The sequence below is a fragment of the Bacillus paralicheniformis genome (genome assembly GCF_002993925.1).
GTDB lineage: Bacteria > Bacillota > Bacilli > Bacillales > Bacillaceae > Bacillus > Bacillus paralicheniformis.
The window spans coordinates 2,799,777-2,819,722 of sequence record NZ_CP023665.1; the positions used below are offsets into that span (position 1 = coordinate 2,799,777).

The 19,946-nt window shown below is 45.4% G+C and carries 26 protein-coding genes; 5 read left to right on the forward strand and 21 right to left on the reverse strand.

The window, feature by feature from the left end:
- Nucleotides 1–124: 124 nt before the first annotated feature.
- From CP943_RS14245 to gpr, 3 genes are all read right to left on the reverse strand, one after another.
- Nucleotides 125–448: a YqxA family protein gene (locus CP943_RS14245; RefSeq protein WP_023855247.1), complete on the reverse strand. Its 324-nt coding sequence runs from the start codon at nucleotides 446–448 to the stop codon at nucleotides 125–127.
- Between the two features lie 14 nt (nucleotides 449–462).
- A complete protein-coding gene (spoIIP, locus tag CP943_RS14250; protein WP_020452265.1) occupies nucleotides 463–1,668 on the reverse strand; it encodes a stage II sporulation protein P in 1,206 nt (401 codons plus the stop codon).
- A gap of 118 nt (nucleotides 1,669–1,786) precedes the next feature.
- Entirely contained in the window at nucleotides 1,787–2,893 is a 1,107-nt protein-coding gene (gene gpr, locus CP943_RS14255; protein ID WP_025811132.1) for a GPR endopeptidase, read from the reverse strand.
- Nucleotides 2,894–3,097: 204 nt separating this feature from the next.
- Here gpr and rpsT point away from each other — a divergent pair, with 204 nt between their 5' ends.
- Nucleotides 3,098–3,364: a 30S ribosomal protein S20 gene (gene rpsT, locus CP943_RS14260; RefSeq protein WP_020452267.1), complete on the forward strand. Its 267-nt coding sequence runs from the start codon at nucleotides 3,098–3,100 to the stop codon at nucleotides 3,362–3,364.
- A gap of 482 nt (nucleotides 3,365–3,846) precedes the next feature.
- Here the strand turns inward: rpsT and CP943_RS14270 are convergent, their stop codons facing one another.
- Nucleotides 3,847–4,131, reverse strand: coding sequence for an RNA polymerase alpha subunit C-terminal domain-containing protein (locus tag CP943_RS14270; RefSeq protein WP_023855249.1), 285 nt, complete (start codon nucleotides 4,129–4,131; stop codon nucleotides 3,847–3,849).
- A gap of 359 nt (nucleotides 4,132–4,490) precedes the next feature.
- On the reverse strand, nucleotides 4,491–4,847 hold the full coding sequence (locus tag CP943_RS14275) for a winged helix-turn-helix transcriptional regulator (protein ID WP_023855250.1): 357 nt from the start codon (nucleotides 4,845–4,847) through the stop codon (nucleotides 4,491–4,493).
- Between the two features lie 252 nt (nucleotides 4,848–5,099).
- Here CP943_RS14275 and CP943_RS14280 point away from each other — a divergent pair, with 252 nt between their 5' ends.
- Nucleotides 5,100–5,621 (forward strand): NAD(P)H-dependent oxidoreductase, encoded by a 522-nt coding sequence (locus tag CP943_RS14280; RefSeq protein WP_105981091.1) that lies wholly within the window; start codon nucleotides 5,100–5,102, stop codon nucleotides 5,619–5,621.
- A gap of 109 nt (nucleotides 5,622–5,730) precedes the next feature.
- On the opposite strand, the gene holA is transcribed toward CP943_RS14280, so the two are convergent.
- Complete coding sequence (gene holA / locus CP943_RS14285; protein WP_188016690.1) at nucleotides 5,731–6,756, reverse strand: DNA polymerase III subunit delta; 1,026 nt, start codon at nucleotides 6,754–6,756, stop codon at nucleotides 5,731–5,733.
- A gap of 229 nt (nucleotides 6,757–6,985) precedes the next feature.
- Here holA and CP943_RS14290 point away from each other — a divergent pair, with 229 nt between their 5' ends.
- Nucleotides 6,986–7,117, forward strand: coding sequence for a YqzM family protein (locus CP943_RS14290; protein ID WP_003183686.1), 132 nt, complete (start codon nucleotides 6,986–6,988; stop codon nucleotides 7,115–7,117).
- Between the two features lie 24 nt (nucleotides 7,118–7,141).
- Here CP943_RS14290 and CP943_RS14295 read toward each other — a convergent pair whose 3' ends face one another.
- From CP943_RS14295 to CP943_RS14305, 3 genes are all read right to left on the reverse strand, one after another.
- Entirely contained in the window at nucleotides 7,142–9,529 is a 2,388-nt protein-coding gene (locus tag CP943_RS14295) for a DNA internalization-related competence protein ComEC/Rec2 (protein ID WP_105981093.1), read from the reverse strand.
- A gap of 4 nt (nucleotides 9,530–9,533) precedes the next feature.
- Entirely contained in the window at nucleotides 9,534–10,103 is a 570-nt protein-coding gene (locus tag CP943_RS14300) for a ComE operon protein 2 (protein WP_026579270.1), read from the reverse strand.
- A 68-nt stretch (nucleotides 10,104–10,171) separates the two neighbouring features.
- Nucleotides 10,172–10,801, reverse strand: coding sequence for a helix-hairpin-helix domain-containing protein (locus tag CP943_RS14305; protein WP_026579269.1), 630 nt, complete (start codon nucleotides 10,799–10,801; stop codon nucleotides 10,172–10,174).
- 82 nt (nucleotides 10,802–10,883) lie between these two features.
- On the opposite strand from CP943_RS14305, the gene comER reads away from it, so the two are divergent.
- Complete coding sequence (comER, locus tag CP943_RS14310) at nucleotides 10,884–11,705, forward strand: late competence protein ComER (protein ID WP_025811127.1); 822 nt, start codon at nucleotides 10,884–10,886, stop codon at nucleotides 11,703–11,705.
- Nucleotides 11,706–11,775: 70 nt separating this feature from the next.
- Here the strand turns inward: comER and CP943_RS14315 are convergent, their stop codons facing one another.
- From CP943_RS14315 to CP943_RS14350, 8 genes are read right to left on the reverse strand one after another with little or no spacing between them, the layout of a single operon-like run.
- Complete coding sequence (locus CP943_RS14315; protein WP_105981094.1) at nucleotides 11,776–12,531, reverse strand: class I SAM-dependent DNA methyltransferase; 756 nt, start codon at nucleotides 12,529–12,531, stop codon at nucleotides 11,776–11,778.
- On the reverse strand, nucleotides 12,528–12,884 hold the full coding sequence (rsfS, locus tag CP943_RS14320; RefSeq protein ID WP_023855256.1) for a ribosome silencing factor: 357 nt from the start codon (nucleotides 12,882–12,884) through the stop codon (nucleotides 12,528–12,530). The genes CP943_RS14315 and rsfS overlap by 4 nt, the downstream gene beginning before the upstream one ends.
- Nucleotides 12,885–12,897: 13 nt before the next feature.
- Nucleotides 12,898–13,461 (reverse strand): bis(5'-nucleosyl)-tetraphosphatase (symmetrical) YqeK, encoded by a 564-nt coding sequence (gene yqeK, locus CP943_RS14325; protein WP_026579268.1) that lies wholly within the window; start codon nucleotides 13,459–13,461, stop codon nucleotides 12,898–12,900.
- A complete protein-coding gene (locus CP943_RS14330) occupies nucleotides 13,451–14,020 on the reverse strand; it encodes a nicotinate-nucleotide adenylyltransferase (RefSeq protein ID WP_025811125.1) in 570 nt (189 codons plus the stop codon). The genes yqeK and CP943_RS14330 overlap by 11 nt, the downstream gene beginning before the upstream one ends.
- 18 nt (nucleotides 14,021–14,038) lie before the next feature.
- Nucleotides 14,039–14,329 (reverse strand): ribosome assembly RNA-binding protein YhbY, encoded by a 291-nt coding sequence (gene yhbY / locus CP943_RS14335; RefSeq protein WP_003183704.1) that lies wholly within the window; start codon nucleotides 14,327–14,329, stop codon nucleotides 14,039–14,041.
- Complete coding sequence (gene aroE, locus CP943_RS14340) at nucleotides 14,323–15,159, reverse strand: shikimate dehydrogenase (RefSeq protein ID WP_020452280.1); 837 nt, start codon at nucleotides 15,157–15,159, stop codon at nucleotides 14,323–14,325. Before aroE ends, yhbY begins: the two co-directional genes overlap by 7 nt.
- Before the next feature lie 19 nt (nucleotides 15,160–15,178).
- Entirely contained in the window at nucleotides 15,179–16,279 is a 1,101-nt protein-coding gene (gene yqeH / locus CP943_RS14345) for a ribosome biogenesis GTPase YqeH (RefSeq protein WP_025811124.1), read from the reverse strand.
- Between the two features lie 3 nt (nucleotides 16,280–16,282).
- Nucleotides 16,283–16,801: a YqeG family HAD IIIA-type phosphatase gene (locus CP943_RS14350; RefSeq protein WP_020452282.1), complete on the reverse strand. Its 519-nt coding sequence runs from the start codon at nucleotides 16,799–16,801 to the stop codon at nucleotides 16,283–16,285.
- A gap of 368 nt (nucleotides 16,802–17,169) precedes the next feature.
- Between CP943_RS14350 and sda the strand changes: the two genes are divergently transcribed.
- On the forward strand, nucleotides 17,170–17,310 hold the full coding sequence (sda, locus tag CP943_RS14355) for a sporulation histidine kinase inhibitor Sda (RefSeq protein WP_003183713.1): 141 nt from the start codon (nucleotides 17,170–17,172) through the stop codon (nucleotides 17,308–17,310).
- A 114-nt stretch (nucleotides 17,311–17,424) separates the two neighbouring features.
- On the opposite strand, the gene CP943_RS22470 is transcribed toward sda, so the two are convergent.
- The 4 genes from CP943_RS22470 to CP943_RS14370 form a co-directional block, all read right to left on the reverse strand.
- Nucleotides 17,425–17,580 carry a hypothetical protein gene (locus CP943_RS22470; protein WP_023855260.1) on the reverse strand — a complete coding sequence of 52 codons (156 nt, stop codon included), beginning with the start codon at nucleotides 17,578–17,580 and terminating at the stop codon, nucleotides 17,425–17,427.
- A gap of 77 nt (nucleotides 17,581–17,657) precedes the next feature.
- Nucleotides 17,658–18,389: an SGNH/GDSL hydrolase family protein gene (locus CP943_RS14360; protein WP_020452283.1), complete on the reverse strand. Its 732-nt coding sequence runs from the start codon at nucleotides 18,387–18,389 to the stop codon at nucleotides 17,658–17,660.
- Nucleotides 18,390–18,533: 144 nt separating this feature from the next.
- On the reverse strand, nucleotides 18,534–19,298 hold the full coding sequence (locus CP943_RS14365; RefSeq protein ID WP_234026540.1) for a GNAT family N-acetyltransferase: 765 nt from the start codon (nucleotides 19,296–19,298) through the stop codon (nucleotides 18,534–18,536).
- Between the two features lie 28 nt (nucleotides 19,299–19,326).
- Nucleotides 19,327–19,698 (reverse strand): Na-translocating system protein MpsC family protein, encoded by a 372-nt coding sequence (locus CP943_RS14370; protein WP_025811122.1) that lies wholly within the window; start codon nucleotides 19,696–19,698, stop codon nucleotides 19,327–19,329.
- Nucleotides 19,699–19,946 lie beyond the last annotated feature (248 nt).

Below are 19,946 nucleotides of genomic sequence, written 5' to 3' on the forward strand. Positions count from 1 at the left end.
ACGCAATATGCGCTAGCTTAGATTATATCAATAGGGTTGTGAAGATTCAATGCTAAGTCACATATGCTTTCTAAACCCGAAAAAGAAAAAACGAGTCCTGCATCCGACTCGTTTTTTCTTTTACTTATTCCGTTTTTTCCTTTATCCAGTCATACAATGAACGGGCTGTGTTTGTGACCGAATCGGCCAGGGCGCGGCCGGCCGAGGAAAAGAGGTTGAAAGCTTCCAGCTGTTCCAGCTCTTTTTGTTTTTCCTCCAAATCGATTTGATGGCCGAGGACTGACGCCTCCTTCGCATCCCCTTCAGATATGCTGAGCGCCGCTTTTAAATCAGGGTCCTGATACCCTTTCATTTCAATCATTCCGTTGTTCGCCTGCTGCATGCCGAGAAGGACGCCGAAAAACATGACACAGCAAGCCAATATGCATTTCCCCATAAAAGAAGCCACTTCCATCACCTGTCCTATTGTTTTTTCTTATCGTCTTCACCGGTGTCTGCATCAACTTTTTCAGCATTCCAGTACATCTCGCTGAATACATCCGCCATCGCTTCTGCAGCCCGCTCCAGCTCTTCGCGGTTATTATCTACGCCGCCAAATTCGATTAAGACGGATCTTTCGTTTAAATCTTGATTATATATGCCATTATCCCCGGCAGCTCCCTTAGATATAACACCGCGGCTCAAACCGGGATATTTTTTTTCCAGCCGTTCATGCAGTTCTTTTGCCAGTTTTAAGTTCGATTCGAAATTAGAGCTCTTCTTGCCGAGCACAAATGCAACACGTGCATAGCTTTTTCCTTTGACAGTTGCGGTTGTCGCTTTCTTCCGCTGCGAATCCCTGTGAATATCGATAAAATACTGCAAATCTTTGTTTTGAGCCATCGCCTCTTTAACGACCGGCCTTGATTCATCATAGGAACGGGCATAAGCCCAGCCTTTTTTCCGCAAGTTCGCCTGAAAGTCAGTTTTATCCACCATTGCCCCGACCCCCTGCGACTTCATCGCATTTGCGAGCATATCGCTGACAAGCGTCACATTTGCTTTCGAATGAAGCGCCCGATCAGGTACCGTCTCCCCTTTTAAAAAGGGAAGATACGACTCCGTATTGTGCGTATTGTAGATAAATACGACTTTTCGGCCGCCCGTCGATTGTTCAGGAGGTTTTTCCTCCCCTGTTTGCTTTTTTTGTTTCCCTTCAAGCTCTGCAAGATTCGCTTCTCTCTCCTCTTTTAAGACCTCTGTCGGCGGCGGAGATTCTGACGGCATATTCGTGTAATCCGTCCCTTGCCCTGCAATAAGGATTTCCGAGTCAAAATGAGAGAAGCCCGGAAGCTCCCGACCGAGAAAACTTCGCGGATCTTTTAAATTAATGCTGGTCGCCAGTTTCAAGACGATCGGAGAAAGCTCAAAGCGTTTATTCGGTTCCGGCAATTCTGATGCGAAGTAGTGGTTTTCCATTCCCAAAATGAGTCCAAAGGTCTCGCCCGCCAATTCATCGGTCACCCGGTACAACGATGAAGACGGCCTTAACTCAGGACGCAGCGATGTCAGCACGCCTGATAAAATAAAAACGAGCAGCAGGCTGACGATAAATAAGAATACTGTCTTAATCGCACTTCTTCCATTTACAGCCAGCACAAACTGACGATTCCTGCCTCTTTTTCTCATCGCAAATCCCTCCAGAGCTTGTCTAGTAAATAGACTATGTACAAGATAGAGAAAGTAGAACAAGTTCCGGCAATGCTATAAGCACGAAAAAAAAGCGGCCTGGTCAGCCGCCTTAATCTTAGTGGTTATACATTCCTTTATTGTCTTGCGAGACATTTTCATGAAGCGCTGTGTTCAGACCGTTCGCAATCACATTTGCCATATCATCGATAAAGGTATCAACCTCTTTTGGGGTTACCATTAAGTTATGGCCGAGCGGAGCGAGGACTTCATGGATCAGCTGCCTTTTTTCATCCTCTGCGAGGCCTCCGACTATACCGAGAAACGATTTGCGGTGCTCCTCATCGGGAAGGTCTTCTTCGGTGAGGACCTTTCTTTTCCCAAAGCTCATCCCCGCGGGAACGAGCGACCTGGACGGACTGTCATCTCTCATCTCTCTTCCAAAATGCTTCAGCATATAATCAATCGTATCACTCGTGATCGTGACGGCATCGACCACCGTCGGAACACCGATGGCGATGACCGGAATGCCAAGCGTTTCCTCGCTTAACTCTTTTCTTTTATTCCCCACCCCAGATCCGGGGTGTATCCCGCTGTCTGAAATTTGAATGGTAGAATTCACACGCTCGATCCCTCTTGAGGCCAGCGCATCAATGGCAATGACAAAGTCGGGCTTTGAGCGATCGATTACCCCTTGGATAATGTCGCTCGTTTCAATTCCGGTCAAGCCCATGACTCCCGGGGAAAGCGCGCTCACCGGACGGTAGCCATCCTCTACATTTTCGGGCTGCAGCTGAAAAAGGTGCCTCGTCACGAGAAGGTTCTCCGTTACTAGGGGGCCGAGTGAGTCGGGCGTGACATTCCAGTTGCCAAGCCCTACAATTAAGCAGCTGGCATCCCGCGGAATGTTCAAATAATCGAGAAATGCGGAAAACTCCTTCGCAAACACATTGACGACTTTTTCCTGCAAGACGGAATCCTGCTGTCTGATCCCTTGTGTTTCAAAGGTTAAATAGCGGCCGGCTTTTTTCCCCGACAGCTTCGCTCCTTCTTCATCAATGTCCATCGTCTGAATTTTGATCCCGTCTTTTTCGTATTCTTTGACTGTAAACCCTTTCAGCTCTTTCTTTGGAGAAGCTTCCTTTTCCTCTGCCAGATCCCTCGCTTCCACGGCTAAGTCTGTCCGGACTGCATATTGACTTAAATCAAGCTTCTTTTTCTCCATATTTGCATTCCCTCCAAAAACATAACTGGTGTTAGTGTGCCCACAAGGTCTGTGAACATTCCCCCGAAGCGGAGCTTTCAAACAAAAATACTTTACATTTATATTGCAATCTAAGGGTGTGTTTGATAGAATACAATTTGTTCTATTGTTGAGATCTAACCTATAGAAAAGGAACAGAGGTTATGTCTTAGGAGGTGAAACACATTGCCAAACATTAAATCAGCGATCAAACGCACAAAAACAAACAACGAGCGCCGCGCGCACAACGCAACAATCAAATCTTCAATGCGCACTGCTATGAAACAAGTTGAAACTTTCGTAAGCAACAACGAAGCAGACAAAGCGAAAGCAGCTCTTTCTGCAGCAGCAAAGAAAATCGATAAAGCAGCTAAAAAAGGTCTTGTCCACAAAAACACCGCAGCTCGTTACAAATCAAACCTAGCGAAAAAAGTGAACGGACTTTCTGCATAATAGAAAGCTTGGCCATGCCAAGCTTTTTTGCTTGCCTTCATAAAAAACGGCTCTCTTAAATGAGAAGCCGTCAGACCGCCGATAAATCGTAAAAAACGCGCGGTCAGCTGGCGGAAGAAAATCAACATGACAATGTGCGCGATGCGCTGCATTGCAAAAATATACGGTCAATCCAGCCATAAGGTAGGCTCTGCAGAAAAGGGAATGCTTGCTGATCTCATCCTCTGAGGTCCGGCCTTTTTTTGTCGTCAAGCCTGAACCCCGTCCGTGCCGAAGCGAAATATTCGCGGATTGAGTAAACTGGACATGAAATGAAATAGCGTATAAGACTTATCAGGGGGAGAGCTTCCCTTCCACCTGTCAGCTATGTTCACTCGCACGACGCTATTTTTTGTGCTAAATATTGTTGATTTTTATACAAAATGAGGGAACTTCCAAAAAGGAAATTCCCTTGCTATGTACAAGTTTAATTATTCCGGTGTTTAACTTTTAAATGATAATCCAATTTCCTTCAAAGCAACCCGCAATTTAGGTAAAGACGCTGGTCCCATACCGTGAAATTTCAAAATCTCTTTTTCGCTGTATTTTGACAGAGCCTGCAAAGAAGTTATTCCATTGTGTTCCAAAGCTCGTCTGGCTGGCGCAGAGAGCAATGAAAGAAATCCGTTGTCAGGTTTGCGCTGTTGCTCACAAATCGGGCAAACAGGACAATCACTGCTTTTATCATACTGGTGTCCTTTGCTGCAAGTCCTTAAATTCTTTGTCATTTCATTTCTCCTTTTCCGCACATTTTCAATGTTTCCGATTTTATCTTTTCTTTTTTGCAATCGTGCCCCTTTGCTATGTTTGGCATCTGATGTTCATATTCAGGATACACCGAAACTCGTTAAACTATCTTCTGGAAAAAGAAAGGCTGCGAAATCGTCGGTTTCAGAAATCGAAGCTCCAACTGGTTCCTGGATCGTCATAGCGGTTTAGTAAGGATGGTTTTACTTATAACCTGTGAGTAACTGGAGCAGGCCAAAGCGAAAAACGAAAGAAAGGGAAGCGTCCCAAAAACAATGATCCGGGCTGAAGCGAAAAATAGACACAAATCATGAAAGTCCCAAAGACTTTTAGGTCAAACTCATTTCTCTTCTTCACTCAATTGCTTGACAAAGTCGAGATGTTTATATCCCCAGCTGCACATATCGGTCAACACCGGCGCCAACGTTTTTCCGTGCCCGGTTAAACTATATTCGACCTTCGGAGGGATTTCCTGATAAACTTGCCGTTTGACGAGACCATCATGTTCGAGCTCCCGAAGCTGGTTGGTCAGCATCCCCTGTGTAACTCCAGGGAGCATCCGTCTTAGTTCTCCGAAGCGTTTGGTGCCTTCATGAAGTAATACGAACAGGATCAGCGGCTTCCATTTTCCTCCTATGGCCGCCAAAGTTATGATGATACCTTCCGTCGTCTTCATTTCCCGTACTTTTGACTTCATCTTTGTCAACTCCCGATTCGGTATTCGTGATATCAGTTACGTTACCATATCATTCTGATTCGCGGTAGTACTCTTATTTTACATACATAGTACGGTTTACCGGACTACCATAAACAAGTTCTTTCACCGCAATAGTACGGTTTAAAGGTCTATGTACGAAAAAAAAGCGTACTTTGCAATGCCAAAAATATTCGTAATAATTGGGACGAAGAAAGGTTCAAGAAAAACAACAAACGGTAGAGGAAGATATTTATGAAAATAATGGTAATTGCAGCACATCCAAATTTGAGGGAGTCCAAATGGAACAAGGCACTAATGAACGAATTGAAAAATCATCCTGATATCTTTATTCGTGATCTGTATCAGGAGTATCAAAATTGGAGTATCGATGTTGAAAAAGAACAGCAATTATTACTTGAATATGACCGGATCGTTCTTCAGTTCCCATTTTATTGGTTCAGCTGTCCGCCTCTTTTGAAAAAATGGTTTGATGATGTGCTGACATACGGCTGGGCGCACGGCCCCGGAGGCGAAAACTTGAAAGGCAAAGAATTCATGATTGCTACGACAACAGGCGGAGCGGAAGAAGAATATCGCGTTGGGGGCCGCAATATGTTCACTGTAGAAGAGTATTTACGGCCGATTGAGGGTACTATTATCCGATGTTATGGCACGTTTCTTCCGGCTTTTACATCCCACAATCCTCATGACAATATCCTCAAAAACGAAGCGAAGCGATATGCAAAGCATGTTTTATCACCTAAGGAAGGATGAAGCTTGCCGATTATGAGGGTAAACGGAAAAAGAAATAAGAACAACTGAAAAGGCTGTCGAGATTTTCTCGACAGCCTAACGGCTCTCTTAAAATTAGAGAGCCGTTTTTTCAATCGGACTGCAAAAGCTTGAGCAAAAACAGCTCAAGCAGGAGCTGCTTGTCTTTTTTGCCTGTCTTCATTTCATAATCCATAACGGCGAGATGCTCGATGATGCTTTTCAGCTCTTCTTCAGAAAACAGCCTCGCCTGGTCGATCGCGAGCTTCACCCTGAACGGGTGAACTTTGAGGTTTGAGGCGATTTGCTTTTGCCCGTACCCCTGCTGCGAAAAGTATTTCGTCTGCATCAAAAGCCTGAACTGGTTTGCGATCAGCGCCATCATTTTGATCGGTTCTTCATTTTGCTTTAACAGATCATAGAAAATCTGCAGCGCTTCTGTACGTTTCCGGTTCACAACCTTGTTGATCAATTCAAAAATATTCTGCTCGAGACCTCTGGCAACGAGCTTTTTGACGTCCTCAAGCGTGATCGAATCCCGATCACCAATATATGTACTAAGCTTTTTCACCTCTTGGGCAATGGCCGACAGGCTGGCATTACACAGGATGACAAGCTCCTCCGCCGCTTCTCGTTCTATGAGCTTCCCCTCTGATTTTGCAAGCCCAGTGATAAAATCAGCCGTTTCCCGGCCGTTCAGTTCTTTTGCTTCAACCATATGGGCGTGTTTTTTCAAGAGCTTGGTCAGCTTTTTCCTCTCATCAAGCTTTTCATAAGGAGCGAGCAGCACAAAAACGGAATAAGGCGCCGGCTGCGCAATATAATCCTCCAGGCTCCCGAGGTTATGCTCCGTTTTATCTTTCTTTTTTTCAGCTGTTAAAAAAGACGGGTTTTTCGCAACAACAAGACGCTTCTCCCCCATAAACGGAAAAGTTTCAGCATCTTCAACAGCAAGGTCCAATGCCTCTTCTTCCAGATCAAATACGGAAAGGTTGAAATCCTTCGTCTCTTCGTCAACAACGGCTTGTCTAATCCTTTGAACCGTCTCCTGCAGAAGATACGTCTCTTTCCCGTATAAACAATAAACAGGATGAATATCGCCTTTTTTTAAGCTTTTCCAAATATCAAATACCGTCATCTGCACTTTCCCCTCTTTCATCCTTCCTTTCTATCCTAAAGCGTGTTTTGCAATTAGTAAAGAGAGAAGCGGAGTCACCCGCTCTCTCATTTATAATAAACGCCTTCCATAAACCCCCGGGTCAGTTTATAGAAGACGATGTTCATAAATTTTAGAAAACGGTTGCATGAAGCTCCTAGATTTTTGCAAAGAATTGAATTATACTGGATATCAATAGGAGGGGTAAATTGTGAATGAATTTGAAAAAGACGTGCAAAGCAAACGTAACGATCTTGTAGATTCAGGTGTCGGTTTTATCGTGTCTTTTGGCTTTTTCGCTACAATGTTTATTATCGCTACTGTTATACATCTGGCCGCTTAATCAAGCCAAGTCATGGACACCGCTTTACTCTCCGTCAGGCAAGCGGCTTTTTGACGGCTGCTGTTTTTCAGCAGTCTTTTTTTCTTGCGAGGAATGTACTTTATCATATGGGGGATGAAGTAAAAACGTTCCGTTTCCGCCTCGAAATAGGTACTGAATCGAACCGTGCTGACCCGTTCTGAATACTTTCACATGGTGGCGGTTTAAGATATCCAGCACTTCCCCGTGGGGATGGCCGTAGCGGTTGTGCTCTCCCGCCGAAATGATGGCTGCTTTCGGCTCAATTTGCTTAATCAGATCTTCCCCCGTAGAACCTTTGCTTCCATGGTGACCGACTTTCAGAATATCCGCTTTAAGATTCGGATACACTTTCATCATCTCATTTTCACCTTCCTTCTCCAAATCGCCCGTTAACAGCCACGAAAATTCGCCAGCTTTCAGCCACAACACGAGGGAACCGTTGTTTTTGCTGTTTTTGTCCGCCTCTTTCGGTGAAAGAACATAAAATTCAAGATTGCCAATATGAAGGATGTCACCTCTTTTGGCTACATGCACCTTGACGCCTTCTTTCAAGGCAAGGCGAAGCAGCTTTTCATCAGACGGTTCGGCTGCGAAGCCTTTCGGCACGATCAATTGCTTGACTTTATGTTTTTGGATCAGCACTTGAGCTTCACCAATATGATCCTGATCAGCATGAGTCAAAATTAAAGCATCGAGCTTCTTGACTCCTTTGGATGCCAGAAATGGCATTAATACGCTCTCTCCCAGGGAAAAATCCTTTTTCCGCTTTCTCCACTGCTCTTTCCGGAAGGATACGGTTCCTCCCGTATCAATGAAGACGGTGCCATTCTGACCGGGAGCGCTGACATACATGCTGTCACCTTGGCCGATATCAAGCATTGTGACCTCTCCTTCTCCTGCAAATTGAGGAAGACATACGTGAATAGCAAACACAGCGGCAAGGAAGCCGGACGAAATCATGACCGCACGAAACGACATCTCTTTTTCAAGAAACAGCAAAAACAGAAAAATAGCTGCGAAGTAGAAAAACAACAAAATATCCGGCGGTTTAACCGCAGAAAAAACGAAAATATCCACGGCAGACACCGATTTAACAGCCTGATGGCTCCACACAAGCAGATGGTCCAGCACACAGGCTGCCGCCTCCCCGAGAGGACGAAAACATATGAAAGCCAACAGACTTCCGAAAGACAGCGGCATGATGATAAAAATATAGAGAGGTATGAAAAGCAGATTCATCACTGTGCTGAGAAATGAAAACTCTTGAAAATGGATGAGCAGGATCGGAAGGGAGGCGAGCTGAGCCAAAAATGACCCCAATAGCAGTTGAGAGATTCGGCTTTTCGGCTTGATCAATATTTCTTTTGAAAGAATGAAAACGAAGGATACGGCAAAAGAAAGCTGAAATCCGGCTTGAAATAGCAGATAAGGATGATACAACAGCAGTCCGAGGCAGGCGATGCTGATCACATCGGCGCTTTTGAAGTTCTTATTGGACAGTGATGCCAGCAGATAGATTTCAGACATGAGAACCGCCCTCACTACCGACGGGGCGCCTCCGGTCAAAACTGCCGCAACGGGCAGCCCGAAAACGAGCAGCCATTTAGCGCATTCTCTCGTCAAACCGAAGCGAATAAATACGTGGAACAGAGCGGCCGACAACAGACCGACATGAAGCCCGGAAATCGCTAAAAGGTGAATGATCCCGAGACGCTGATAGCCGTCCAGCACATCTTGTTCAATGAGAAACCGGTCCCCGAAAGTAAGCGCTCTTACAATACCGGCAGCCGGATTAGCCATATTTTCTTCTGTAAAATCAAGACCTGCTTTTCGGATGTTCAATAGAAATGGCATAAGACCGCCGCCCGGCTTGCAGTTTTCAATGGACTGAACCGCAAATATCCAGTGAATCCCTTTTTGATACAAGGATTCTTTTTGATCAAAAGTTCCAGGAACCGTCTCTTTTTTCGGCGCTCTTAATTCACCTTGCATGACACAGAGGCTTCCCGGCTGAAGAGCGGAGAGCGCCCGTTTTTCTTGCGGAGACCGGATCGTATAGCCCGCTTTCAAAGCTTCCCCCTTATCTGTTTCGGCTGTGAATGAAAGCCGGTCTCCGTCTATTATGGGGATATCCCGAACAGAAGCAAACGTGTGAAATTTGCCTTCATGATAAATCGTTGTATTGAAATGGTCAATCATGTAAAAAGAGGTGAAATATAAAATACAAATCGCTGCACATATGATGAAAAGGAGTATTTGTTTCTTGAAGAAACAGAGGATAAAGAACAGAAAAAAACCGACGGCGAGGAAGAGATAAAGAGAAGAGTGAGCGGAGGCGATTCCGGCTGCCGCTGAAATCGCTCCGCACGGGAAGATGCGATGTCTGTCCATTGGATTACACGTAGCTTGTAAACAGTTTGTTAGCCTCTGCGTGTATTTTCCTGATTTCCTCTTCCTCAAGGCCTTTATCAGCCAGCTGTTTGATCAGATCGGCCACAAACGATAACTTTTCCTGGTTTTTCAAGTCGATAATCATCTCATCGAGCTCTACCTGCTCCACTTTAACAGAAGCCTGATCGAAAAGTTCAACCGCGTAAGGATGGTTTTTGTAATCTTTCGCATAGTATATCGTTTTAATACCTGCCTGAATGATCGATTTACAGCATTGAATGCACGGAAAATGCGTGACATATATTTCAGCGCCTTCGGTCGGAACGCCGAATTTTGCACACTGAAGTATCGCGTTCATCTCGGCGTGAATCGTTCTGATGCAATGCCCGTCCACCATATAGCAGCCTTCATCCACACAGTGAACACCTCCGGCGATCGATCCGTTGTAGCCTCCTGCGATAATTCGTTTATCCCTGACAATCGTCGCTCCTACAGCAAGCCTTGTACACGTGCTGCGAAGCGCCAGCAAATGGCTTTGCGCCATAAAATATTGATCCCAAGAAATCCGTTCCACTTGTTTTCCCTCCAAAAATACGATGTCGACTTCCCTAAGTTTACATATGTTTATCCGCAAACGTCAATTTACTTTACCGTGATGGAAGATTTTATTCTTTCAAAAGACTTCTCTCCAATTCCCGAAACGTTTGTTATGTCTTCAATCGTCTGAAACATTCCGTTCTCCTCGCGGTATTCGATTACCGCTTCCGCTTTTGAAGGACCGATCCCGGGAATCGTTTGAAGCTCCGCAGAGGAAGCCGTATTGATATTGACGATATCACCTGAGCTGCCGTCTGCTCTTGAGTCCGCTTCCGAAAGAGAGCCAGCGGCCTCTTCCCCTTCAAATGGAATGTAAAGAACCATACCGTCCCGCAAAACGGCTGCCAGATTAATTTGCTTTTGGTCCGCTTTTTTCTCGGTGCCGCCTGCTTTTTTCAATGCATCGTGCACCCTGTCTCCCTCCTTCATTTGATAGACGCCCGGATTTTTCACAGCGCCTTTCAAATCGATGATAACCTCCTCTTCCCCCGCGTTTTTTTCCCGCTTCACTTCCTCTTTCTTGTCAAAAGTCTGTGCAGAAGCCTCTTCAGGAATGGAGAAGCCGGATGAAGTTTCACGCTTTCCGCTTAACAGCATGAAGGCAGCGCTGATGATCAAGACGAGTGCCACACCTCCCGCCGCATGCCATTTATATTGTTTTAGCCAATCTGTCAAACTGCTCACCTGCTTTCATACATATTTTGACTGAAGCCTTCATATCGTTTAAAAGATACAGGTTCAAAGGAGGGGAGAACGATTGAATATCGGCTTTATCGGGACAGGAAATATGGGGACCATTTTAATTGAGGCGTTGATTGAATCTAGAGCGGTCATTCCCTCATCTTTAACAATTACTAACCGAACGATCGACAAAGCGTTAAACATAAAAAAACGATTCCCAGACATTCAGGTTGCAGAACGGCCGGAAGAAGTGATCACGGAAAGTGATGCCGTGTTTATCTGTGTAAAGCCGCTGGATATTTATCCTTTGCTAAAGCGGCTCTCACCCGTCTTCACCCGCGATCAGATTGTGGTCACCATTACGAGTCCGGTGCAGGTCGAACAGCTGGAAGCCATCGTCTCCTGCCAGGCGGCAAGGGTGATCCCGAGCATTACGAACAGAGCGTTGTCTGGCGTGTCATTATTGACTTTCGGAGAAAGCTGCACAGCTGAGGCAAAAGAAAAATTGACGGCTTTAGTGAGCAAGATCTCAATCCCTCTTGAAATCGAAAGCGGGATTACGAGGGTCGCCTCAGACATTGTCAGCTGCGGCCCCGCCTTTGTCAGTTATTTGGTTCAGGAGTTTATTCAGGCCGCTGTAGAAGAAACCTCCGTCTCAAAAGAAGACGCGATTTTAATGACGACAGAAATGCTGGTTGGTTTGGGAAGGCTGCTCGAAACAGGGCATTACACATTGCCCGCCCTGCAGGAAAAGGTGTGCGTTAAAGGCGGTGTAACCGGTGAGGGAATTAAGGCGCTGGAAAGCGGCGTTCAGGATATGTTCCGCCAGATGTTCCGGAACACCCATTTGAAGTATGAAGAAGATATCGCTCTAGTCAAGAAGCAATTTTCCGTTTGATTCATTGTTTCACGAACGCGCTGAGATTTTCAACAAAGGAAAAATACATTATGAAAAACCATCGTTACGATTAAACGATGGTTTTTGTTTTTTTCGCTGTATAAAAATGACGTTCCGACTCTGCGCCAGGCTCCAATTTTGAAAAATCGGCAGTCACGCACTGCACCTCAAATACGGCTTGCCGCAATAAGCTGATATACTTTTCCGTCTGGAAAGTCCGCTGTTCATGCGATTCATCAAACCTTTCGTATACGCCTCCGCTTTCTACGAAGAAGGTCAAATCGTGAACAGCTGAATGAGGCTCATCCCCCGCATAGCTTTGCCAAATGACGCTGACTTCTTCATCCTGATCGGCATACGTACTTCCCGGAAAAATGACATCCATTTTGTAAATGGAATGAACATCAAACAGAAGAAGCCCGCCTTCTTTTAATAGAGAAAAAACGTTTTTAAAAGTATTGAAAACGTCTTTTTCGCTCTTTAGATAATTCAGCGAGTCACAGCAGATCACAACCGCGTCAAACTCTTGCCCATGCCCGGCAAGCTCGCGCATATCCTGCTGAAAGAACTGAATATCGAGCTGCCGAACGGCTGCTTTGTACTGAGCCTGTGCAAGCATATCTTCGCTAATATCGATTCCTGTGACATCGTAGCCTTTTTCAGCCAAGCGGACCGATATTTCACCCGTTCCGCACGCCAGATCAAGTATCCGTATACGTTCTTTCTGCTGTGCACCGATCGTTTTTTCAATCCAGCTGACCCACTCATCGTAAGGAGCGTGAGACATCAGCTTGTCATAAATACCGGAAAATCCTTTATAAATCATTCATTAACTCCGAATGAAAGGTCTTCAGTCGGCGCGTCTCCCCACAGCTTTTCAAGGTTGTAATAGCCTCGTTCCTCTTTGTGGAAAACGTGGACAACGACATCGCCCAAATCGATCAAAACCCATCTGGCTTCGTCAAAGCCCTCCATTTTCTTCACATTGATTCCATTTTCTTCAGCTTGATCCTTAATTTCCCGGGCAATGGCCTGAACCTGTTTGTCAGAATTCCCGTGGCAAATCAGAAAATAATCAGCCACAAGGGAAATCCCCTGCATATTCAAGGCGATCATATCTTCCGCCCGTTTATCATCGCAGGCCTCTGCGGCAATTTTTAAAATTGAAGCTTGATCCATTCAGTAATTCCTCCTAGTGTCTATCGTTTACTAAAGCATTATATGTGGCGACCGTTTCCGGATAAACGGCCTGATTTTTTGAAATTAAAAATGTCATCGTATTTTTCAACGCCTGGATAAGCGCCAAATCCAAATCTTCTTCAGCGAGAGTCCGAACCTCTTCAACCCCTGGAAAACGGCGGCCCGGCTCGATATAATCCGCTACATAAATCACTTTCTCAAGAAGCGTCATATTCGGCCTCCCAGATGTATGGAATCGAATGGCTGACAGGATGTCTTCATCCGTAATTCCAACCTCTGTTTTGACAAGCGCGGCTCCTGCCGGCGCATGCCAAAGTTCATGATGAAAATCGAGCACTTCAAGCGGCCCGCCCCCGTTGAGGATGATTTGTTTCATTTCCTCTTTCGGGCGAAATTTGGCATAGTCATGAAATATCGCGGCGATTTCGGCTTTTTTCACATCTGCGCCAAACCGTTCGGCAAGTTTGACAGCCGTCTCCATTACGCCGACCGTATGGATGTAGCGCTGTTCTGTCAGCTGTTCTTGCACGCAGGCTAAGGCTTCCTCACGTTTCATATAGATGATTCTCCTTCACATAGACCTTCACTTCGTCAGGGATTAAATAATCTGTCGGCTGCTGATTTTTAATGCGGTCCCTAAGTAAAGATGATGATACTTCAAAAATAGGCACATCGACAAAAACGAGCGGATACGGCGTCTCAATTTGAAAGCCGGGCCGTTTCACCCCGACAAATTGAATCATGTTGACAAGCTTGTCAATGTTTGACCATTTCGGCAGGTATTCCACCATATCCGCGCCGATAATAAAGTAAAACTTATCGTTTGGATATCGGTCTTTCAGCAGGCGAACGGTATCAAATGTATAAGAAGGGCCTTCCCTTTCGAGTTCGATCGTCTCCAATTTAAATTGCTCTTTCCCCGATATGGCAAGCTTCAGCATTTCCGCCCTGTGCATACTTAGCGAAAACGAGTTTTTTTGTTTATGCGGCGGAATTTGGTTGGGCATGAACCAAATTTCATCAAGATCCAGTTTATACAGGACTTCATTTGCCATTAATAAATGCCCGTTGTGCGGAGGATCAAATGTCCCTCCAAAAATCCCGATTTTCCTCATGATTACCACCTTTAAGCGTTAAGGAAGCTCAATTTTTTTATTTTCTTTCGACTCCTTATACAGCACGATAATGTTTCCGATCGTCTGCACCAGTTCGGCGCGTGCTCCGCCCGCCAGCGCTTCGGCTACTTCCTCTTTAGGCTGCTCGCAGTTTTGCAGCACGCTCACCTTGATTAATTCCCTGGCTTCAAGCGCTTCACTGATTTGTTTGACCATGTTTTCGTTGACTCCGCCTTTACCGACTTGAAAAATCGGTGACAGATGATGCGCTTCCCGGCGCAAATAGCGTTTTTGTTTTCCTGTTAGCATGATTTTCCTCCTAGTTGCTGCAACACAATTGATTTCATTTTTTCCATATTAGGCTCATGTCCGGTCCACAGCTCAAAAGCAAGGGCTGCCTGGCCGATGAACATGCCGACTCCGTCCAATGTTTTCAAGCCTTTTGCTTCAGCCTCCTGCAGCAGGGCCGTTTTCAGCGGATTGTAGATAATATCGCATACAAGGCACGTTTCTTTCGCATTCGCCAATGAAAGCGGGGCAGCTTCGATGTTCGGGTGCATCCCGACCGACGTCGTTTGAATCACGATATCATATGCTGACAAGTCTGCTTCTGCTTCCTGCAACGACAAAGCACGTGCCTCTCCTTCAAAACGCTTAGTGAATGCTAGTGCCTTTTCAGGTGTACGATTCGCCACGTCCAGCTGCTTCGGCATCTCAGCTGCCAGAGTGGTAAATATCGCCCTCGCCGCACCGCCTGCCCCAATCAACAGTATCGAGAGCTCAGAAAGCGGACGATCAAGGGATGGCTTCAGTGATTTAAGAAATCCTGCTCCATCTGTATTATATCCGACCAGCCCTTCTTTTTCTCTTCTGACAGTGTTGACCGCCCCGAGAGCTTCGGCACTTTCATCAATACGGTCGAGATGCTTCATGATCGATACTTTATGGGGGACCGTCACATTAAACCCTTGAATGCCAAGGGCCCGCATACCTTTCACAGCATCTTCAAGATCTTCGTTTTCCACGCGAAAAGCGTGATAATGTCCTTCTAAAGAAAGATCCTCCAAAGCCGCATTATGGATGTCCGGAGACATGGAATGAGCCACCGGATTGCCAATCAGTCCGTACATCGGTTTCATAACTCTCTCCCCTTAGCACTTATATTAGAGATCTGCGTAAAAACACGTGAACGCCTTTAGGCGCGTGGGCGACAATTTTTTGGTTCGCCTCTTGGACAGTTACCCAGCCGAGGCCCGAGAACACAACGTCCGTTTTCGGCTCTTTAATCGTAAACGTATGTTTAACAAGCTCCGGAAACGAGTCAAGATCTTCTTTTGCAGGGGGAGCAAGCATTTCCCCAGCGTGTTTTTCATACAGCTGATCCGCGTTTTCAAGCTTTGTTCTGTGGATGTTGAGTTCATTCGGCATATAGCATACAAACGAAGATCTGCCTCCGCTTGCATAATCAAACCGCGACAATCCGCCGAAAAACAGCGTCTGTTCTTCGTTCAGCTGAAAGGTGCGGGGCTTTAGCTCCTTCTTCGGCGTTAATATTTTCAGATCGCGTTTCGCGACATAGTGCGCCATTTGATGATGGTTGATGATTCCCGGCGTATCATACATCGCCGATCCGTCATCCAGAGGAATTTCAATCGCGTCAAGCGTTGTCCCCGGATATTGAGATGTCGTAATAATGTCGCCCTCTCCGGAAACCTCTTTAATAATCCGATTGATAAACGTTGATTTTCCTACGTTCGTACACCCGACGACATATACGTCTTTGCCCTGTCTGTAATATTCGATCGCGTCGATCGCATCTTTCATCCCCTGCCCGCGCCCGGCGCTGACGAGCAGCACATCAACAGGCCTTAAGCCGAGCTCTTTCGCTTCGCGCTTCATCCAGTTTACAAGGCGCTCGCGCTTGACTGATTTAGGGAGAATGTCTGCTTTGTTTCCTATTAATAAGATCGGATTGCCTCCGACAAAGCGGTTTAAGCCGTTGATCCAGCTTCCGTTGAAATCAAAGATGTCGACGATTTTCACGATAAGCGAATCCGTTTCCCCGATGCCGTGCAGGATTTTCAAAAAGTCATCGTCCGTCAGTGAAACATCCTGAATTTCGTTATAATTTTTCAATCTGAAGCAGCGCTGGCAGATGACATTATCTTTTAACAGCGATGCTTCAGGCGCGTAGCCCAGTTTATTTTTATCTTCGGTTTGAATGGCGACTCCGCATCCGATACAAACTACCTTTTCCATTCTTTAATCCTCCCACTGAATATGGCCTTTCCGTTTTAAAGCGCTGAGAATTCTGCGTTCCACCTGGCGGTTGAAACGCGTAAAAAAGCCGTCGGAAGCAGCCACAGGCACGACAAGAATGGTATGGAACCCATTGCGGTTCCCTCCCAGCACATCTGTCATGAGCTGATCTCCTATGACAACGACGTCTTCTTTTTTAAGACCCATATTTTTGACGGCTTTTCTGAAAGCTCTGCCCATCGGCTTTTTCGCTTTGTAAATAAACGGGATATTAAGCGGTTCAGAAAATATTTTAACGCGTTTTTCATTATTATTTGAGACAATTGTCACTTTAATGCCGTGCTCTTTCATCTCTTCAAACCACTCGATGAGACGCGGTGTCGCACTAGGCCTGTCCCATTCTACAAGCGTGTTGTCCAAATCCGTAATAATCCCTTTTACATTGCGCTCTTTTAGTTTTTCAGGGGTAATATGAAAAATATTTTTTACAAATTCATCCGGCAAAAAGAACTTTTTTAACACAAAGCCGCACCCTTTCCTTTCAATTACTGCTTCTTTTTTCAATGTGTCGAAACAAATCTAAAAGTGTCTTAAAAAATCGGCTGTCCGAAAAGTTTTCGACATATAATAGGATTCTTCAACAGGTGTGGATAAAATTACACACAGTATCCACTCATATTTCATCGACCTTTTATTAAATTATAAACATGATACCCACAAGTTATCCACTTTTTGGTGTGGATAACAGAACGATTGTTCTCGCCCAATATTCATGATAGATTATAGGTACTTCAAACAAAGATCATATAACTTAACATTTTATGCTTATTCCAAACAGGTTATTCCAATTTTTATGAGGAGGTGTCTTCCCCATTAAATGGGTACCGAGTATGAAAAAGCTGTCTGATGAACTTTTAATAGAATCATACATTAAAGCAAATGAGATGAATTTGAACCGCGAATTCATCGAGCTGATTGAAACCGAAATCAAAAGAAGGTCGCTCGGTCATCTGCTTTCCGTCTCTTCATAGCTCAAGCACTCCCGAGCGCTCTTGCCGCTTTTTTTCACTTAGGTTGATATTATATCACTTGAATAATACGCTTACTACTGTTTTTCATGAAAAAACACCTCTCTAAAAGAGGTGCTATTTGAAGAATCCGTGAGGACTAAGCCAGTAGAACCCGCCGATGACGAGCAGGACGACTAAAAGGACGACAACGAACGCATATCCGTATGCGGCGCCTGCATATCCGGGATAAGCCGGGTACGAACACGGACCAGCGGGAAAAGGATATCCCATCGCATCATTCCTCCTTTAGACTGTTATAGTAACAGCCTATGAAGAAAAAGGAGAAATGGCTAGGCCTTTTACTTAAATCAAGAAGTTTTTATAACTTTACTTTCATTAATTCCTTCAAAAATAATTCGCGCGCCTTTTGGGGTTAAGTGATTTCCCGATGGGTCGATAAACCCCGAATGGATCAGCTTCTCATCTGTAGCTCCGCCTGCTTTTTTCACGATGTTTTTCCAGTTGTCGATCAGCGGAACATCAAGTTCACGCGCCGTTTCCCTTGTGACATCATTATAGGAATCGTGCCATTTGCGCGCTCCTCCATATTTTTCAAACGAAGCAGCCCGGTATCTTGCATAATAAAAGATGTTGTCCCCGCTTCCTTCGACGATCGGCAGGCACGTCATTAATATCGGCTCTATTCCGCGGCGGCGGCTTTCTTTAACAAAATAATAGAGGTTTTCTTTAAACCTTTTTTTGGATACGCGCGGCAGCCCTTTCGCAAGAATTGCTGCATCATTTGTTCCGAACATGATAAAAAGATATGCCGGCTGCTCATCCAGCACATCCTTCCTGAACCGAAGCCTGGCGTCTTCTGTCGTTTCTCCGCCTATTCCCGCATTATTTATTTTGTACTGCCCTTGAAGGGAAGTCTGAAGTAAATTGACCCATTTTTCCGCTTTTGGATAATCGCGAAATTGCCAATTTGAGCCGCGTGTATTGCTGTCTCCAAATGCTACGACTTTTCTGGGATCGTCCTCTCCGCAGCCTGCAAGCAGAAGCAGAAAGATGAGGACCATCACCAAGCTTTTTTTCATTCGTTCCACCTCCAAAAGCCAATACTACGATCATATAGGAGAGAAGCTGCACTTTCAATGGGAGAAATCTCTGCCATCCTGCAAGCGTTTAGTCCTTACTATGCATTTAACCTGTCCCCCCTGTTTAAAAACATTCGTATTGGTTCACGGTTTTCCGACAAACAATGAATATGTTTTGACAGGTCGAAAGCCTAATTTTTCAGCGAGGCGAATCGATGCAACGTTTTGCCGGTCGCAATCCCAGCGCGGTTTCAAGCGGTTCTCTATTGCATACGCGATAAAGGCGCCGGCACAGCGGGCTGCAAACCCACGTCCCCTGTAATCCGGGTGTGTTACGATATCAACTTCGGCAAAGCGTTCCGAACAAAAAATGGTGACACATTCACTGGCGATCACACCTTCATGCGACACTTTAAATCCGAAACCGTTCTTCAAAAAACGGCCTGGCCCTCCCCAATACTCAATCGCGTATTTTTCCGTGAAATTCGCGCTTTTTCGAAAGTCATCTTCAGAAAATCTTTCAACACCGGCAAATGCGGCACTGCGAACATATTCCTCTTTTCCAAGGAAAAATGACACGCGCTCCATTTGCTGCAGAGGATCGCCAAGCCCCCCGATTAAAAAGGCGTCCCACTCCTCAGAAGCCGAAAACACGGTAAAGCGCGCTCCGTTCCTCTGTTCATTCAAATAATGAAGCCATTCGCTCCTTCCGCTGTCGGGGATATCTCCAGCGACATAATAAATCCCGGCAGCTGTTCGAAAAAGAACAGTGGCCGGTGTGAAGAAATCATCGACATAAACGTTTCCTTCGATAAGTCCTTCGGCTATCGCATGCGCGAATGTCGGACTTTCGTCTGTTAACAAAACCTTTGCTTTTCGTTTTTCACTCGATTTCAGTTCAATCATCATGACTCCCCCTCGAACTTGAGACCGATCGTCAAGCCCCGCTGGCTGATTCGGTGCCGTATTCAATATTGCGGTCAAAGATAAAAACAGACACCGCAATATCCTCCTGAATTTTGATGTCTGTAAAAAGGTGCTCGAGCTTCGCTCCGATGAGCTGCTCCATTCCTTCCGGCACGTGATTGGAGTAGTGTTTCTGAATCAGGGTCGTCCTTGCGGCATGGACCATTTCCCTTCCCTCCGACGTGCTTGCGATAAATTGCTCGCTCGCCGTCAAATTGCCGTAAAGCGTCGAAACTGCCATATTGTCGACAAAGACCGTGTGAATCCGTTCAGGCCCCTTGCCAAACAGCTCTTTTCGAAGCTTGCGGATCATATCGTTGAATTCGTGGATTTTTTTAGACATCATGCATACCCCTTCCGTTTAAACCTTCCATCTGTCTCGATGTCCCCTTAGACATTTCACTTGGTTAAAATTTTCCTATTCTATTGAATTATAATCAATATCACTTTATAATAAAAGCCGGGCTGATGGATTTGTAATACCGTCGTGTTATGAATCTATCGAATTCTGACAATATAGGATTGGTCTGTTAGTAAGCTTTGCTAGTAAACTATTCCGCCATGTATGTTTATACCGCTTTCCACGCCAGG